The organism is Pseudomonas sp. JS425, from assembly GCF_018223845.1.
Lineage (GTDB): Bacteria > Pseudomonadota > Gammaproteobacteria > Pseudomonadales > Pseudomonadaceae > Aquipseudomonas > Aquipseudomonas asiatica.
The window spans coordinates 2,088,901-2,104,386 of record NZ_CP073661.1 but is presented as its reverse complement, the minus strand read 5'-3'; the positions used below and the strand labels follow the sequence as shown (position 1 = coordinate 2,104,386).

General features: G+C 63.3%; 13 protein-coding genes. 4 read left to right on the top strand and 9 right to left on the bottom strand.

The window, feature by feature from the left end:
• Positions 1–12 precede the first annotated feature (12 nt).
• Complete coding sequence (miaE, locus tag KDB76_RS09670; RefSeq protein ID WP_013971805.1) at positions 13–630, bottom strand: tRNA isopentenyl-2-thiomethyl-A-37 hydroxylase MiaE; 618 nt, start codon at positions 628–630, stop codon at positions 13–15.
• 154 nt (positions 631–784) lie between these two features.
• Here miaE and KDB76_RS09665 point away from each other — a divergent pair, with 154 nt between their 5' ends.
• The gene (locus KDB76_RS09665; RefSeq protein WP_013971804.1) at positions 785–1,648 is read left to right on the top strand and encodes a universal stress protein; all 864 of its coding nucleotides are present in this window, start codon (positions 785–787) and stop codon (positions 1,646–1,648) included.
• A 142-nt stretch (positions 1,649–1,790) separates the two neighbouring features.
• On the opposite strand, the gene KDB76_RS09660 is transcribed toward KDB76_RS09665, so the two are convergent.
• From KDB76_RS09660 to KDB76_RS09635, 6 genes are all read right to left on the bottom strand, one after another.
• Positions 1,791–1,994 carry a formate dehydrogenase subunit delta gene (locus KDB76_RS09660; protein WP_013971803.1) on the bottom strand — a complete coding sequence of 68 codons (204 nt, stop codon included), beginning with the start codon at positions 1,992–1,994 and terminating at the stop codon, positions 1,791–1,793.
• Positions 1,991–4,873 carry a formate dehydrogenase subunit alpha gene (fdhF, locus tag KDB76_RS09655; RefSeq protein WP_013971802.1) on the bottom strand — a complete coding sequence of 961 codons (2,883 nt, stop codon included), beginning with the start codon at positions 4,871–4,873 and terminating at the stop codon, positions 1,991–1,993. Before fdhF ends, KDB76_RS09660 begins: the two co-directional genes overlap by 4 nt.
• Positions 4,870–6,447 (bottom strand): formate dehydrogenase beta subunit, encoded by a 1,578-nt coding sequence (locus tag KDB76_RS09650; RefSeq protein WP_013971801.1) that lies wholly within the window; start codon positions 6,445–6,447, stop codon positions 4,870–4,872. The genes fdhF and KDB76_RS09650 overlap by 4 nt, the downstream gene beginning before the upstream one ends.
• Positions 6,441–6,923 (bottom strand): formate dehydrogenase subunit gamma, encoded by a 483-nt coding sequence (locus tag KDB76_RS09645; RefSeq protein ID WP_013971800.1) that lies wholly within the window; start codon positions 6,921–6,923, stop codon positions 6,441–6,443. The genes KDB76_RS09650 and KDB76_RS09645 overlap by 7 nt, the downstream gene beginning before the upstream one ends.
• A gap of 534 nt (positions 6,924–7,457) precedes the next feature.
• Positions 7,458–8,174: a helix-turn-helix domain-containing protein gene (locus tag KDB76_RS09640; RefSeq protein ID WP_024086595.1), complete on the bottom strand. Its 717-nt coding sequence runs from the start codon at positions 8,172–8,174 to the stop codon at positions 7,458–7,460.
• Between the two features lie 248 nt (positions 8,175–8,422).
• Complete coding sequence (locus KDB76_RS09635) at positions 8,423–9,739, bottom strand: OprD family porin (RefSeq protein WP_024086594.1); 1,317 nt, start codon at positions 9,737–9,739, stop codon at positions 8,423–8,425.
• A 233-nt stretch (positions 9,740–9,972) separates the two neighbouring features.
• Between KDB76_RS09635 and KDB76_RS09630 the strand changes: the two genes are divergently transcribed.
• Together KDB76_RS09630 and KDB76_RS09625 are read left to right on the top strand one after the other, a co-directional pair.
• The gene (locus tag KDB76_RS09630; RefSeq protein ID WP_013971797.1) at positions 9,973–10,893 is read left to right on the top strand and encodes an SMP-30/gluconolactonase/LRE family protein; all 921 of its coding nucleotides are present in this window, start codon (positions 9,973–9,975) and stop codon (positions 10,891–10,893) included.
• A 46-nt stretch (positions 10,894–10,939) separates the two neighbouring features.
• Positions 10,940–12,274, top strand: coding sequence for an MFS transporter (locus KDB76_RS09625; protein ID WP_013971796.1), 1,335 nt, complete (start codon positions 10,940–10,942; stop codon positions 12,272–12,274).
• A gap of 4 nt (positions 12,275–12,278) precedes the next feature.
• On the opposite strand, the gene KDB76_RS09620 is transcribed toward KDB76_RS09625, so the two are convergent.
• Positions 12,279–13,460, bottom strand: coding sequence for an MFS transporter (locus KDB76_RS09620; RefSeq protein WP_013971795.1), 1,182 nt, complete (start codon positions 13,458–13,460; stop codon positions 12,279–12,281).
• A 132-nt stretch (positions 13,461–13,592) separates the two neighbouring features.
• Positions 13,593–14,270 carry an RraA family protein gene (locus KDB76_RS09615; protein WP_013971794.1) on the bottom strand — a complete coding sequence of 226 codons (678 nt, stop codon included), beginning with the start codon at positions 14,268–14,270 and terminating at the stop codon, positions 13,593–13,595.
• 235 nt (positions 14,271–14,505) lie between these two features.
• On the opposite strand from KDB76_RS09615, the gene KDB76_RS09610 reads away from it, so the two are divergent.
• Positions 14,506–15,483 carry a hydroxyacid dehydrogenase gene (locus KDB76_RS09610; protein WP_024086593.1) on the top strand — a complete coding sequence of 326 codons (978 nt, stop codon included), beginning with the start codon at positions 14,506–14,508 and terminating at the stop codon, positions 15,481–15,483.
• Positions 15,484–15,486: the final 3 nt, after the last annotated feature.

Here is a 15,486-nt window from a genome sequence, read left to right as displayed (position 1 = left end):
GCCTGGTGCGAATCAGGCGGCCTGCGCCATCGGGATACCGCTGTGGAAGCGCAGCTCCTGGTCCGGTGACTGGATCAGCTCCACCTCCGCTGCACGCACCAGGTCCACCCGGCGGGCAATGTCTGCCTCTTCGCCATAGTTGTGCGCCAGTTTCAGATAACCCTGGTAATGGCGCGCTTCGCTCTTCAGCAGGCCGTGGTAGAAGCGGCCCAGTTCCTCGTCCAGATGCGGTACCAACGCGGCAAAGCGCTCGCAGCTGCGCGCCTCGATGAACGCCCCCACCACCAGCGTATCCACCAGCTTGACCGGCTCGTGGGCGCGCACCAGCCGCCGCAGCCCCGACGCATATCGCCCCGCCGACACCGGGCGCAGCGGCACGCCACGACGCTTCATCAGGCGCAGCACCTGCTCGTGGTGCACCAGCTCCTCGCGGGCCAGGCGCGACATCATGTTGATCAGGTCGAGGTGGGTGTTGTACTTGGCGATCAGGCTCAGGGCGGTGCTGGCAGCCTTGAACTCGCAGTTCTTGTGGTCGATCAGCAGGGTTTCCTGGTCGGCGAGCGCCGCTTCGATCCAGGCGTCTGGTGTCGGGCAACCAAGAAAGGCGTCGATTTCGGGGATCAGGGACATGAGCGTGCGACCACAAAGAACAGGCAGGGCCGGCGATTATACCGGCGGCGGCGGGCGGCGCCAGTGACTATGCTTGATGTACATCAAGCGCCAGCGGGGGAAGCGCCGACTATAGTCAGGCATTGGTCGCCACCTTTGAAGGGAGTTAACGCCCATGCAAGCCGTCCGCAGCATCCTCGTCGTCCTCGACCCCGAGCACGCCCACAGCCGGGCACTGACCCGGGCCAAGCTGATCGCCGGCGTCACCGGCGCCCGCCTGCACCTGCTGATGTGCGACAAAAGGCATGACCACAGCGCGCTGCTAAGCCTGCTGAGCAGCCAGCTGCATGATGACGGGTACGACAGCGTCACCCATGAGGAGGCCTGGCGCGACAACCTGCACGACACCATCATCTACGTGCAGCAGGCCGAGGGCTGCGAGCTGGTGATCAAGGAACACCGCCCGGACAACCCGCTGAAAAAGGCCCTGCTCACCCCCAGCGACTGGAAGCTGCTGCGCCAATGCCCGTGTGCCGTGCTCATGGTCAAGAGCGAGCGGCCGTGGACCGGCGGCAAGATTCTGGCCGCGGTGGACGTGGGCAACCAGGACGAGGACCACCGCCGCCTGCATGCCAGCATCATCGACCATGGTTATGCCATTGCCGGGCTGGCCAAGGGCGAGCTTCATGTCATCAGCGCTCATCCGTCGCCGATGCTGTCGGCATCGGACCCGGCGTACCAACTGAGCGAGACCATCGAGAAGCGCTACCGCGAGGCTTGCAAGGCGTTCCAGGCCGAGTACGGCATCAGCGACGAGTGCCTGCATGTGGCCGAAGGGCCGGCGGATGTGCTGATTCCGCATACCGAGAAGAAGCTTGATGCCGTGGTAACGGTGATCGGCACGGTGTGCCGCACGGGGATTTCCGGGGCATTGATTGGTAATACCGCGGAGGTGGTGCTGGATTCGCTGGAGGGGGATGTGCTGGTGCTCAAGACCGAGGAAGTAACTGCCCACCTGGCAGAACTCGCCCGCGGCTGAGTTTGCCTTCCTCAGGAGGACACATGATTCCTTGAAATTGCAGGGCCCCTGTGGGAGCGGGTTTACCCGCGAAAGCGGCGGTGAGTCCAACGACGCATTCGCGGGTAAACCCGCTCCCACAGGGATTTCTTACAAGAAGTATCTAGGCCAACGCTTCCTGCACCTTCGGGTCCAGCCCCTCCCCTGCATTGGCCTCGGCCCATTCCGCCAGTTGCCGGCGCATCGCAGGCGTCCAGAAGCTCTGCAGATGCTGCCGTATCCCTTGCACCGCCAGCGCCCGGTCTGGCTCGCTGTCGAAGTAATGGGCAATCTGGTTGGCCATCTTGACCAGATTCTCACTGCTCATCGGCGTACCTCGGTTTTCTCGGCAATACGACGCTCCTTCAACAACCGCCGCTGCTCGTCACTGAAGTCCTGGTAGCGTTTCTGCCACTGCGACGGCTGGAACACTTTCACCACCTCCACCGCCGTCACCTTGTACTCAGGGCAGTTGGTGGCCCAGTCGGAATTGTCGGTGGTAATCACGTTGGCCCCCGACTCTGGGAAGTGGAAGGTGGTGTACACCACACCCGGCGCCACCCGCGTGCTGACCTTGGCGCGCAGCACCGTCTGCCCGGCGCGGCTGCCGATGCCGACCCAGTCGCCATCCTGGATGCCACGGCTTTCGGCGTCGGTCGGGTGGATTTCCAGGCGGTCGGCGTCATGCCAGGCAACGTTACCGGTACGCCGGGTCTGGGCGCCGACGTTGTACTGGCTGAGAATGCGCCCGGTGGTCAGCAGCAGCGGGTAGCGGTTGTTGACCTTCTCCTCGGTGGGCACGTAGCCGGTGAGCATGAAGCGCCCCTTGCCACGTACGAACTGGTCGATGTGCATGGTCGGCGTGCCATCCGGCGCTGCGTCGTTGCACGGCCACTGCAGGCTGCCGTGGCGGTCGATCTCGGCGTAGCTGACGCGGCGGAAGGTAGGCGTAAGGCGGGCGATCTCGTCCATGATCTCGGACGGGTGACGGTAGCTCATCGGGTAGCCCAAGGCATTGGCCAGGGCTATGGTCGCCTCCCAGTCGGCCTTCCCGGCCAACGGCTCCATGACCTTGCGCACCCGCGAAATACGCCGCTCGGCATTGGTGAAGGTACCGTCCTTCTCCAGGAACGAGCTGCCCGGCAGGAACACATGGGCGAACTTGGCTGTTTCGTTGAGGAAGATGTCCTGCACCACCACGCACTCCATGGCCAGCAGGGCCGCGGTGACGTGCTGGGTGTTGGGGTCGCTCTGGGCAATGTCCTCGCCCTGGCAGTAAAGGGCCTTGAAACTGCCGTCCAGCGCAGCCTCGAACATGTTGGGGATGCGCAGGCCCGGGTCAGGCTGCAGCGTCACGCCCCAGGCCTGCTCGAACTCGGCGCGCACAACTTCGTTGGAAATGTGCCTGTAGCCGGGCAGTTCGTGGGGGAACGAGCCCATGTCGCACGAGCCTTGCACGTTGTTCTGCCCGCGCAGCGGGTTCACCCCTACCCCTTCACGGCCGATGTTGCCGGTGGCCATGGCCAGGTTGGCGATGCCCATCACCGCGGTGCTGCCCTGGCTGTGCTCGGTCACGCCCAGGCCGTAGTAGATCGCCGCGTTGCCGCCGGTGGCGTACAGCCGGGCGGCGGCGCGGATCTGCTCGGCAGGCACGCCGCAGACCGGGCCAAGCACTTCGGGGGCGTTTTCCGCCAGGCTGACGAAGTCGCGCCAGCGGGCAAAATCCTCGGTTTCACAGCGGGCATCGATGAAGCGCTGGGCCAGCAGGCCTTCGGTGACGATCACGTGGGCCAGGGCGTTGAGCATGGCCACGTTGGTACCGGGGCGCAGTTGCAGGTGCAGCTCGGCGCGGGCGTGCGGCGAGTCGACCAGGTCGATGCGCCGAGGGTCGATCACGATCAGCCGCGCGCCCTGGCGCAGGCGGCGCTTGAGCTGCGAGCCGAATACCGGGTGGGCGTCGGTGGGGTTGGCGCCGATCACCAGCACCACGTCGGCCTGCATCACCGAGTCGAAGCTTTGTGTACCGGCCGACTCACCCAGGGTCTGCTTCAGGCCATAGCCGGTGGGCGAATGGCATACCCGCGCGCAGGTGTCGACGTTGTTGTTGCCGAACGCCGTGCGCACCAGTTTCTGCACCAGGTAGGCTTCTTCGTTGGTGCAGCGGCTGGAGGTGATGCCGCCGATGGAATCGCGACCGTACTTCAGCTGGATACGGCGGAACTCGCTGGCGGCGTAGGTCACCGCCTCGTCCCAGCTGACTTCCTGCCATGGGTCTTCCAGGCGCTTGCGGATCATTGGCTTGGTGATGCGGTCCGGGTGGGTGGCGTAACCCCAGGCGAAGCGGCCCTTGACGCAGGCGTGGCCGTGGTTGGCGCCGCCGTTCTTGTCCGGGACCATGCGCACCAGCTGGTCGCCCTTCATTTCGGCGCGGAACGAGCAGCCGACGCCGCAATAGGCGCAGGTGGTGATGACCGCACGCTCGGGCTGGCCCAGCTGTACCAGGCTCTTTTCGGTCAGGGTCGCGGTCGGGCAGGCCTGCACGCAGGCGCCGCAAGACACGCACTCGGAGGCGAGGAAGTTCTCACCACCCGCCGCCGCCACTCGCGATTCGAAGCCGCGCCCGGTGATGGTCAGGGCGAAGGTGCCCTGGATGTCCTCGCAGGCACGCACACAGCGGCTGCAGACGATGCACTTGCTAGGCTCGTAGTCGAAGTACGGGTTGGATACGTCCTTTTTTTCGGCAAGGTGGTTGGCGCCGTCATAGCCGTAGCGCACCTCGCGCAGGCCCACCTGGCCGGCCACGGTCTGCAGCTCGCAGTTACCGTTGGCCGAACAGGTCAGGCAGTCCAGCGGGTGGTCGGAGATGTACAGCTCCATCACGTTGCGGCGCAGGCCGGCCAGGCGCGGGGTTTCGGTGTGCACTACCATGCCTTCGCTGACCGGGGTGGTGCAGGACGCCGGGTAGCCGCGCATGCCTTCGATTTCCACCATGCACATGCGGCACGAGCCGAAGGCTTCGAGGCTGTCGGTGGCGCACAGTTTGGGGATGCTGGTGCCGAGCATGGCCGCGGCACGCATCACCGACGTACCGGCGGGCACAGTGATGGCACGGCCATCGATGCTCAGGCTGACCTGTACCTCGCTGTCACGGGCCGGGGTGCCGAGGTCGCTGCTTTTATCAGAAGCGGGGTCGAAGAAATTGATCACTGCGCGGCCTCCGTGTGGGTCAGCCCGAAATCGGCGGGGAAGTACTTCAGCGCGCTGGCCACCGGATAAGCGGTCATGCCGCCCATGGCGCACAGCGAGCCGTATTGCATGGTGTCGCACAGGTCGCGCAGCAACAGGGCCTGGTCATGCCGCTCGGTCATGTCGCTGGTGGCGATCAGCCGGTCGACCACTTCCATGCCGCGGGTCGAGCCGATGCGGCACGGGGTGCACTTGCCACAGGATTCCTCGGCACAGAACTGCAAGGCGAAGCGCGCCATGCTGGCCATGTTCAGGGTGTCGTCGGCCACTACCACACCACCGTGGCCGAGCATCGCGCCCATGGCGGCAAAGGCTTCGTAGTCCAGCGGCGTATCGAAGTGGCTGGGCGGCACCCAGGCACCGAGCGGGCCACCCACCTGCGCGGCCTTCAATGGCCGGCCGCTGGCCGTGCCGCCGCCATAGCCTTCCACCAGCTCGCGCAAGGTCAGACCAAAGGCGCGTTCCACCAGGCCGCCCTGGCGGATGTTGCCGGCCAGCTGGAACGGCATGGTGCCCAGTGAGCGGCCCATGCCGAAGTCGCGATAGAACGCCGCGCCCTTGGCCAAGATGACGGGTACCGAGGCCAGGGTGAGTACGTTGTGCACCAGCGTCGGCAGGCCGAACAGGCCCTGCAGCGCGGGTAGCGGAGGCTTGGCGCGAACGATGCCGCGCTTGCCTTCGATGGATTCGAGCAGCGCGGTTTCTTCGCCGCAGATATAGGCGCCGGCGCCGACCCGCACTTCCAGGTCGAAGGCCTGGCCGCTGCCGGCCACGTCGCTGCCGAGATAGCCGGCGTCACGGGCGATGGCGAAGGCCTGGTCAAGCACGCGGATGGCGTCGGGGTATTCCGAGCGCACATAGATGTAGCCCTTGTCGGCACCCACGGCGAGGCCGGCAATGATCATGCCCTCGATCAGCAGGAACGGGTCGCCTTCCATCAGCATGCGGTCGGCGAAGGTACCGGAGTCACCCTCGTCGGCGTTGCACACCACGTACTTCTGCCCGGCCCCGGCGTCACGCACGGTGCGCCACTTGATGCCGGCCGGGAACGCAGCACCGCCGCGGCCGCGCAGGCCGGAATCGAGCACGGCGGCGACCACCTCGGCACCATCCAGGGCCACGGCCGCTTCAAGGCCGGCAAAACCGCCATGGGCACGGTAGTCGTCCAGCGACAATGGGCGGGTGATGCCGGCGCGGGCGAACAGCAGGCGCTGCTGGGTCTTGAGGTAAGGGATGTCCTCGACCGGCCCCAGGGCCAGCGAGTGGCCACCAGGTTCACCGGGCTCACCGGGCTCACCGGTCAAGGCGTCGAGTAAGGACGGCACGTCTTCCGGGGTGACCGGGCCGAAACCCAGGCGCCCTTGCGCGCTGTCGCACTCCAGCAGCGGCTCCAGCCAATACAGCCCGCGGGAGCTGGTGCGCTGGATATCCAGCGGCAGCTGGCGGCGCTCGGCCTCACGCTGCAATGCATCGGCAACCTGGTCGGCGCCCACGGCACGGGCTACCGAATCGCAGGGGATATACAGCTTCAGCATGCTGCGTCCTCCCGGCAAGCGTTGACCAGCGCGCGCAGGCGCTCCGGGGTAAGGCGCGCATGCACCTGGCCGTCCAGCTCCAGCGCTGGCGAGCAGGCACAGGCGCCCAGGCAGTACACCGGGCGCAGGCTGATGGCGCCGTCGGCGCTGGTGCCGTGGTCGTCCAGCGCCAGCTGTTCGCGCAGTTGCGCGGCCAGCGCCTCGGCGCCCCGGCTCTGGCACGACTCGGCGCGGCACAGGCGCAGGGTGTGGCGCGCCGGTGGCGTGGTGCGGAAATCGTGGTAGAAGCTGATAACCCCACGCACCTCGGCCAGGCTGAGGTTCAGGGCATGGGCAATTTCGGCGACAGCGGCATCGGGGATGTAGCCGATGTCGTGCTGGATGGCATGCAGGATCGGCAACAGCGCGCCGGGGGTATCCTTGTCACGGGCCAGAATGCGTTGGATCACAGGCAGGTGGAGCAATTCATCAGGCATACAGCGGACCTCGGCATCACGGACCCTGCCTGAATTGTTGTGAGGGCAGGTATCCGGCGTGTTCTGCTGCGGCGCGCCGGCCACGTCACGGTTGCGTGGAGCCAGCGGCCTCCTTGCCTGCGGCCGTACGTCTGCGCGCACTGGTCCGAGGCATCCTGCAAGCATGGCACTTGTGGCGCCCGGGGGTTGCGTGCGAACGACCAGGCGCATCCTGAAACCGACGCGGTTTGTTTTCCATGCTTATGCTGGCTGCTCTTGCAGGAGACGGCCCACCCCTTTGGGCTGCGCTGCCGCGCAGAGAACAACGATCGCTCGCCTGGCGCATCGTTTGTAGGAGCAGCCTTGTGCTGCGAAGAGGCCGATACGGGCAACAGATATGGATTGCCAGTACCGGCCTCTTCGCAGCACAAGGCTGCTCCTACAAATGACTGCGCGCGGCTTCAAAGCTGCACGGCTTTGTCAATCAGTGCCTGGCCGCCTCAATCAGCCAGGCTGCTCGACAAAGACACCGCAAGCCGGGCCCATGAGGCGCGCTTACTGGACCGCCTCGGCCTCCAATGACGCAGGCTTGAAGCCCAGGCTTCGCATCAGATCACGTGCCGCCTCGAAGAACATGACCTTGAGGCTTTCGGCATATTCCTCCGTCAAACGGCTTGCTGGTCCTGAAATGACAAGAGCTCCCATCAGTTCCTGCTGCGCTCCGTAGATGGGCAGCGCCATTGAAGCGGCATGCGGGTCGGTGGCTCCCTTCGAGTAGTAGGGTTTTTGCAATGCAATACCGATGTGATACGGCGCGCGCAACGCCTGAGCCCCCGCCGCTTCATCCATCGGCCGCATGTCGCCGGGTTGAAGATTGAGGCGAAGTCGATGGGAAGAGTTAACACGGTACTGGCACATCCGATATGCACCGTGGCGCACATAGAAGGAGGCGGTCTCACCCGACTTTTCAGCCAAATCGTGCAAACGTGGCATAACATGCCTTTCGAGGTCCAATGCCTCTTGATAGACCGTGTTCAAGCGCATGACTTCACTGGCTAGCTGATAACGCCCGTCAGCCATGCGCGTGATGAAGCCATGGTTTTCCAGGGACACCATCAAGCGCATGATCGTGCTTTTGATGAGGCCGGTACGTTCAACCAGCTGAACCAGGCTCAGCGCAGAGTCGCCTATCTGAAACGCGGTCAGCACGGTCAAAACACGGTCTGCCGATGCCACACCATTTACCGCTGGACGCGGCCGCGCTTTCACCATTTGCAAAACCTCACAGGATCGAAGCCCTCGATTGTACGCAAGGGCGGAAAAACCTCATTATCCGACAACGGTCGGCCATCGCCAACGTAGCATGCGCTGTGTGTGCAAGGTAAAAAAAGCCAGCAGGGCAATATATCTGCGCCTGCTGGCTAGAGGTTGATCGCTATCGTATGGGGCAAATATTCGCAGACCTGGCAATCAGCGAACCTTACAGCCGATGCGGCCCTGTTCGCTGCGCTGGCCGATGCTCAGAACAGCGGCAGGGTGTAGTTGATGATCAGGCGGTTCTGGTCACCATTACGTGCTGCCTCGCTGTGCGATTTGCCGTTGCGCCAGGCCACGCCAAGCCCTTTGAACGTGCCGCCCTGGATCACGTAGTCCAGCGAGAAGTCTCGCTCCCACTCCGACTGTTCGGCGCCTGCGGCTGCCTGGATGTGGTCGCCTTTCAGATAGATCACCGAAGCCTTCAGCCCAGGTATGCCGTTGGCAGCAAAGTCATAGCCGTACTGGGCAAACCCGGTACGCTCACCAGCGCGCGTGAAGCTGAGCAGCATCTTGTCCGTCCACAGATACAGGCTGCTGCCACCAGCCCCCTTGTCGATCGATCCCTGGTTGATCTGCACGAAGTTGCTATCGTCGGAAACACGCTGATAACCCAGGGTCAGCGAGTGGCCCCGCAAACGATAGGTGAACGCCGCACTCCACAGGTCGTTGTCGATTTCCCCGTCGCTACCTTTGGTGTATCCACCAACGGTATAGCCCTGGCTACGCCCTGAGCTACTGCCGTTGGCACCGTCCGCACGGGTGCGGAAATAGCGCAGGTCAGTGGTCAACGAGCTGTCATCGGTCAACGCCAGGGTGTGATTGAGGCCGGTGAACTGCTGCAGATAGTAGTCTTCGAGTTGCCCGGCGTAATACTGCAGCAGCAGCGTTTTGGTGGCGCGGTAGTCGGCACCGACAAAGTTGAAACGGTCACTCTCCTGAGTGCCGCCGTTTACGGCCATGCCGGTAAGGTCGGTCGAAGCCCGGCCCCTGGCGCGGTTCAGCGCCCCGCCGATGAGCGTGAGGTTATCGATGTCACTGGACTGCAATTGCACGCCCTGGAAGGTTTGCGGCAGCAACCGGCCATCAGAGGCCACCAGTATCGGCAACCTGGGCATCAGCTGCCCCACGCGCAGCTCGGTCTGGCTCATCTTCATCTTGGCGGTGGCACCGGCGCTGCTCCAGCGGTCAGCTGCGCCATCGCCATCGGAAGGAATCATGCTACCGCCCTGATGCCGCCCTCTGCCGCTGTCCAGCGTAAGGCCCAGCATGGCCGTGGCGTCCACGCCGAAACCAACCACACCGTCGGTATAACCGGAGCGCAGGTCGAGCAGAAAGCCTTGCGCCCACTCCTCGGTTCTGGAGGGCTGCGCCGTGCCGTCGCGGTTATCGCTGTTGAAGTAGAAATTGCGCATCGACAAGTTCGCGTGGCTGTCACCGATCAGGTCGGCCTGGGCAGACAAGCCTATGACGCTGCCGCCTGCTGCCAAGGCAATGCGGCAGATGGAAGGTAGGGATTTCAAGCAAGAGACTCCAAAGGATCGTTGTTATTATTTTGAAACGGCATTTCTTTATATGGAGGCAGATTATCGCAATCTCGTCAATAGGCCGCGACGAACAACCAAAAAATCAGGAATCGCCGCAAAAACAGCTTCACCCTTCGTCCGCTTTTGTTTTATTTTGCAACGCCATTGCATTAAATACGTCAAAACAACAATCGGACGCCCAGGCGTCCCCCGGCCCTACAGGAGCGCCCATGAGCTTCTTTGCTGCCCCGCCGACCGTGGAAACCACGGTATTCACCCGCCTGCCCGACCGCTTCCGCGACCCGCGCCCGACTGCCTGGGCCAATGCCAACCGCCAGGGCCGTGCCATCGACTCGTTCCTCGAAGGCCCATCATTCGATCGTCAAGGCCGGCTTTACGTGACCGACATTCCCAACGGGCGAATTTTCCGCATCTCGCCGCAGGGCGAATGGGAACTGGTGTGTCAGTACGATGGCTGGCCGAACGGCCTGAAGATTCACCAGGACGGACGCATCTTCATTACCGACTACAAGCGCGGGATCATGCTGCTCGACCCAGATACCGGTGCTATCGAAGCACTGCTGGACTCAGCTGGTTCGGAAGGCTTCAAAGGCGTCAACGACCTGGTGTTTGCACCCAACGGTGACCTGTATTTCACAGACCAAGGCCAGACCGGGCTGCAGGATGCCAGCGGTCGCGTGTACAAGCTCGACGCCAGCGGCAACCTGACTTGCCTGCTTGGCACCATCCCCAGCCCCAACGGCATCGTCTACGACCCGCACCTCAATCATCTGCTGGTAGCCGTGACACGCGCGCAACAGATCTGGCGCATCCCGCTGGGCAACGGCTCGATCATCGGCAAGGTGGGCGTTTTCGCCCAGTTGCATGGCGGCCTGGGCGGGCCCGACGGCCTGGCCCTCGATGCGCAGAGCAACCTGTACATCGCCCATACCGGTTTCGGCTCGGTATGGAAGCTGTCGAAAGTCGCTGAGCCATTGCAGCGCATCGTCTCCTGCGCAGGCATCAGCAACACCAACCTGGCCTTCGGCGGCAATGACGGGCAAACCCTGTACATCACCGAATCCGAAACCGGCAGCATTCTGCAGGTGCGCACCACTGCGCCTGGGCTGCCAATGTATTCCCACAGCTGAACCAGCCCCCTGTCAGGGCACACAACAATTACAAAAGAGTGACGACATGACCCACGAAACCCCCGCTGCCCAGGCGCCGCTCAGCGACGCCGAGGGCGAACGCCTGATGCGCCGCGTGCTGTGGCGCCTGGTGCCGTTCATCTTCATCTGCTACGTGATCAGCTACCTCGACCGCACCAATGTCGGCTTCGCCGCCATCAGCATGAACCAGGACCTGGGCCTTACCGCGACGATGTTCGGCTGGGCGGCCGGCCTGTTCTTCTTCGGCTACTTCATGTTCGAGATCCCCAGCAACCTGCTAATGCAGCGCTTCGGCGCACGGGTGTGGATTGCGCGAATCATGATCACCTGGGGGCTGATCTCCATGGCCACCGCGTTCGCCACCGGGCCAATCAGTTTCAGCATTGCGCGCTTTTTGCTTGGGCTTGCCGAAGCGGGCTTCACGCCCGGCGTATACCTGTACTTCACCTACTGGTTCCCCGGCAAATGGCGGGCGAAAGCCACTGCCGCCTTCCTGCTGGGCATTCCTGCGGCCAACATCGTCGGCTCGCCCCTGTCCGGCTGGCTGATGGAACAGCACGGCGTCTTGGGCCTGAAGAACTGGCAACTGCTGCTGGTCACCGAGTCGATGCCGGCCGTGCTGCTTGGCATCGCTTGCCTCTTCGTGCTGGTCGATACCCCGGCCAAGGCAAAATGGCTCAACCCGCGAGAGAAAGCCTGGCTTGACCAGCGCCTATCCCAAGAACAACAGGCCATCGGTGCATCTCATGGCAATACGCTGCGCGCAGCTTTGACCAACCCCAAGGTGTTCACCCTGGCGGCCATCAACTTTTGCTGCATCGTCGGCTCGATTGGCATAGGCATGTGGCTGCCACAGATCATCAAAGGCCTGGGCATCGATAGCGGCGTGGTGGGCCTGGTGGTCGCCCTGCCCTACCTGCTCGGGGCACTGGCGATGACGATGTGGGCACGGCTGGCCAACCGTAGCCGTCACCGCCTGCCCTATGTGGTCAGTGCATTGGCCTTGGCCGCCGTGGCCCTGGTGGCCGCCGCCCTGCTTGACCAGCCGGTGTTGAAGATCGCCAGCCTGTGCGTGGCGGTGGCGAGCATCCTGTCATTCCAGGCCACGTTCTGGGCGATACCTTCGACCTTCCTGACCGGTCGCGCCGCCGCTGGCGGCCTGGCGATGATCGTCTCGATCGGCAACCTGGGCGGCTTCACAGGCCCGTTCCTGATCGGCCTGATCAAGGACGCCACTCATAGCTTCAGCATGCCGTTCTTTGCCGTTGCATCGATCCTGCTAGTCGGCACCTGCCTGATGCTTTGGCTGGGCGACCCCGCCAAGCAGCAGACGCCTCACGGCCAAGGCCAGACAATCTGACCGCTCAGCTGCGACGACGCATGCCGTATTGACCCAACAGCCCGATCATCAGGAACCCTCCGGCGACCCCCAAGGTCGCCGGCGCTCCCCAGCGGGCCGCGATCAGCCCCGCCGCCATGCCGCCCAAAGCTTCGAAGCCGAAGCGCATGGCAATATAGAAAGCGATCACCCGGCCACGCAAATGGCTGGGTGCACCACTTTGCAGCTGCATGTTGGTACTGACATTGCTCAGGGTGATGCCGAAACCCAGAACGCCCAGCGCCAGCAACGCCAGTGGCAGCGCACCCGCCATCCACAAACCGATCAGCGCAACCGCGCATAGCAGTGCTCCAGCATCGGTGAACTGCCGCAGGCGAGGCAATGCACCGCCAACCGCCAGCACCAGCGTGGCCACGAACGCGCCCGCGCCTGCCGCCCCCCACAACCATCCAAGCACTCGCGCATCGCCAGCGAACACGGCCCTGGCCAGGATCGGCAGCAGTGCCGCGTAGCAGGATGCCAACAAGTTGACCATGATCACGTTGACCAGCAACTGGCGAACGTTGCGCGTTTGCCACAGATACAACAACCCTTCGCGAAACACTTGCGCGGTTGAGCCACTGGCCTTTGGGCCAGCAGTACCGCGCACTTTCAGCAAGCCACCCAGCAAGGCCATGAAAGCCACGGCAGTAAGGGCGAAGCAGGCCGCCTCGCCGGCCAGGGCAATGAGCCCACCGGCCAATGGCGGGCCGACGAACCGTGCGGCATTGATCAACATGGCATTGAGCACCAACGCGTTCGGCAGGTCGGCCGGGTCGTCGACAAAACTGCCGATCAGCGCTTGGCGCAGAGGGGTTTCCAAGGCATTGAGCAAGCCAAGCAGCAATGCCATGGCAGCAATGAACGGACCATCGATCCAGTTGCGCCAGGTTGCAAGCGCCAGCACGAGCGACTGCGCGATCAGGATAAGCTGCACGATGATCAGCAACCGGCGCTTGTCATGCCGATCGATCCACGCTCCTGCCAACGGGCCGATGAGCAATTGCGGCGCGAGCGAAAGGAAGGTGATCAGCCCCAGCAGTACGGCAGAACCGGTCAGATGATAGGCCAGCCAGGCCAATGCAACCTGCTGAACCCACTTGCCCAGAGTGGAAACACCCTGGCCTGCGAAATAGATCTGAAAGTTGCGATGAGCGAGCGCCCGCACGGCGGCGGGCCAACGCTTGCGATGCGGTGACGATGAATCGGACAAGTCTGCGAATCCTCAATAGAACCCGCGACCGACACCGACCCAACAGCCGCTGCACACCCCATCGCAAGGTGCGCAGCGCATGCTGGATCAGCCTGGCAGCAGGCAGCCTTTCTTCTTCAAGGACTCCAGGACCCAGGAACGGTCGTTGGTGCCTTGGGCAATGTGTTCCATCTGTGCGGTTTCGGCAGTGTGCTTGGCGGTGGCGCGAGCATAGACCTCGGCGACGTGGTCGTAAGGCACGCACAGCAGGCCATCGTCATCACCGATCACCAGGTCGCCTGGCTCGATCACCATACCATCAATGGCAATCGGCACGTTGATCTCGCCCGGGCCGTCCTTGTATGGGCCACGGTGCGAAACGCCAGCAGCGAACAACGGGAAGTCACCCGCACCGATGTTGGCTGCATCGCGAATGGCGCCGTTGATGACGATACCGGCCAAGCCACGCTTGACCGCGTAGGCCACCATCATTTCACCGATCAGGGCGTTGGTCAGATCGCCACCGGCATCGACCACGATCACATCGCCAGGCTGAGCGATATCGATCGCGTAATGCAGCATGAGGTTGTCACCTGGGCGCGCCTTGACTGTCAAGGCCGGGCCACACAGCACACCTTCGCGATGCATGGGGCGCAGGCGGGCACCACCTGCAGTCATCCGGTTCATCGAATCGCTGACGTTGGCAACCGGAACCTCACGATAACGTGCAACCCACTCATCACCGACTTTACGTGCGCGCTCAAGCACTTGGAAGCCAATGCTCATGTGACATACCTCTCTTGGTGTTATTCGATGTCATCGGCCGCTGCCGAATCTGTTTTTAGAATGTCATTTCATTAAAGTCGTGGCAATTGATTTTTGTCGGCTATTTTTGCTTGCTATCGACGAGCATCTTAATTTTCTTGCAACAGCGTTTCATTATGATAGGGTTTATCCCATTGCCGCAGATGAGCGGCAGACTGCGCCCGAACCGCTCCCAGACAAGAACAAGGTATCCACGATGTCCCGTACCATTCTGCTGACCGGCCCTGAGCTTGCTGCCGAGGCCATGAACCTTGCCGCCGAACAGGGCGTCAGAGTCGTCCCCACTACGCCTTACCTGCCCGCCGAAGAACTGGAAGCGATCATTCGCGCTGAACAGCCCGATGCCATCGTGGTCCGCCAGGGCAAACTGACCCGCGCCATGATCGACGCTTCAGCCAACCTGAAAGTGATCGCCAAGCACGGCGTGGGCTACAACACCATCGATCTCCAGGCCGCCGCCGACCGCAGCATCCCGGTATCGATCGCCCTGGGCGCCAATGCCCAGTCGGTGGCCGAGCTGGCCTTCGCCCTGATGTTCAGCGTGGCACGTCAAACCGCACTGCTGGATGCGCGCATGCGTGACGGGCATTGGGACAAATCCTCGGCCAACGGCATGGAGCTGTCGGGCAAAACCCTGGGGCTTATCGGTCTGGGCTCGATCGGCAGCATCCTCATGGACCTGGTGGCGCCACTGCGCATGAAGGTCAAGGTGTTCGACCCCTACCTCAAGCAACTGCCGGAGCGCCCGCACGTCGAGCGCGAAGAGGATTTCGATCGCCTGCTGGCTGAAAGCGATATCATCAGCCTGCACTGCCCGCTGACCGAGACCAACCACAACCTGATTGGCGCTGCCCAGCTCGAGCGCATGCGCCCAGGCGCCATCCTGATCAACACTGCCCGTGGTGAGCTGATCGACACCAACGCCCTGGTAAAAGCGCTCAGCGAACGCCGCATCGCCGGCGCCGGCCTGGATACCTTCAGCCCCGAGCCGCCGCCTGCAGACAGCCCGCTGTGGGGCCTGCCGACACTGGTCGCCACGCCGCATGTCGGCGCCAACACCACCGAGGCCCGCGAACGGGTAGGCCTGGTAGCGCTGAAGCAGGTTCTCGATGTGTGGGCGGGCAATGCTCTGGACCCGCGTTGCGTGGTCAACCGCCACCTCTTCGCCAGCTGATCG

What these genes read in the sequence shown, in the direction of transcription:
- miaE (WP_013971805.1), bottom strand. Translation starts at nt 630, where the DNA reads ATGTCCCTGATCCCCGAAATCGACGCCTTTCTTGGTTGCCCGACACCA.
- KDB76_RS09650 (WP_013971801.1), bottom strand. Translation starts at nt 6,447, where the DNA reads ATGCTGAAGCTGTATATCCCCTGCGATTCGGTAGCCCGTGCCGTGGGC.
- KDB76_RS09660 (WP_013971803.1), bottom strand. Translation starts at nt 1,994, where the DNA reads ATGAGCAGTGAGAATCTGGTCAAGATGGCCAACCAGATTGCCCATTAC.
- KDB76_RS09610 (WP_024086593.1), top strand. Translation starts at nt 14,506, where the DNA reads ATGTCCCGTACCATTCTGCTGACCGGCCCTGAGCTTGCTGCCGAGGCC.
- KDB76_RS09630 (WP_013971797.1), top strand. Translation starts at nt 9,973, where the DNA reads ATGAGCTTCTTTGCTGCCCCGCCGACCGTGGAAACCACGGTATTCACC.
- KDB76_RS09645 (WP_013971800.1), bottom strand. Translation starts at nt 6,923, where the DNA reads ATGCCTGATGAATTGCTCCACCTGCCTGTGATCCAACGCATTCTGGCC.
- KDB76_RS09640 (WP_024086595.1), bottom strand. Translation starts at nt 8,174, where the DNA reads ATGGTGAAAGCGCGGCCGCGTCCAGCGGTAAATGGTGTGGCATCGGCA.
- KDB76_RS09615 (WP_013971794.1), bottom strand. Translation starts at nt 14,270, where the DNA reads ATGAGCATTGGCTTCCAAGTGCTTGAGCGCGCACGTAAAGTCGGTGAT.
- KDB76_RS09665 (WP_013971804.1), top strand. Translation starts at nt 785, where the DNA reads ATGCAAGCCGTCCGCAGCATCCTCGTCGTCCTCGACCCCGAGCACGCC.
- KDB76_RS09625 (WP_013971796.1), top strand. Translation starts at nt 10,940, where the DNA reads ATGACCCACGAAACCCCCGCTGCCCAGGCGCCGCTCAGCGACGCCGAG.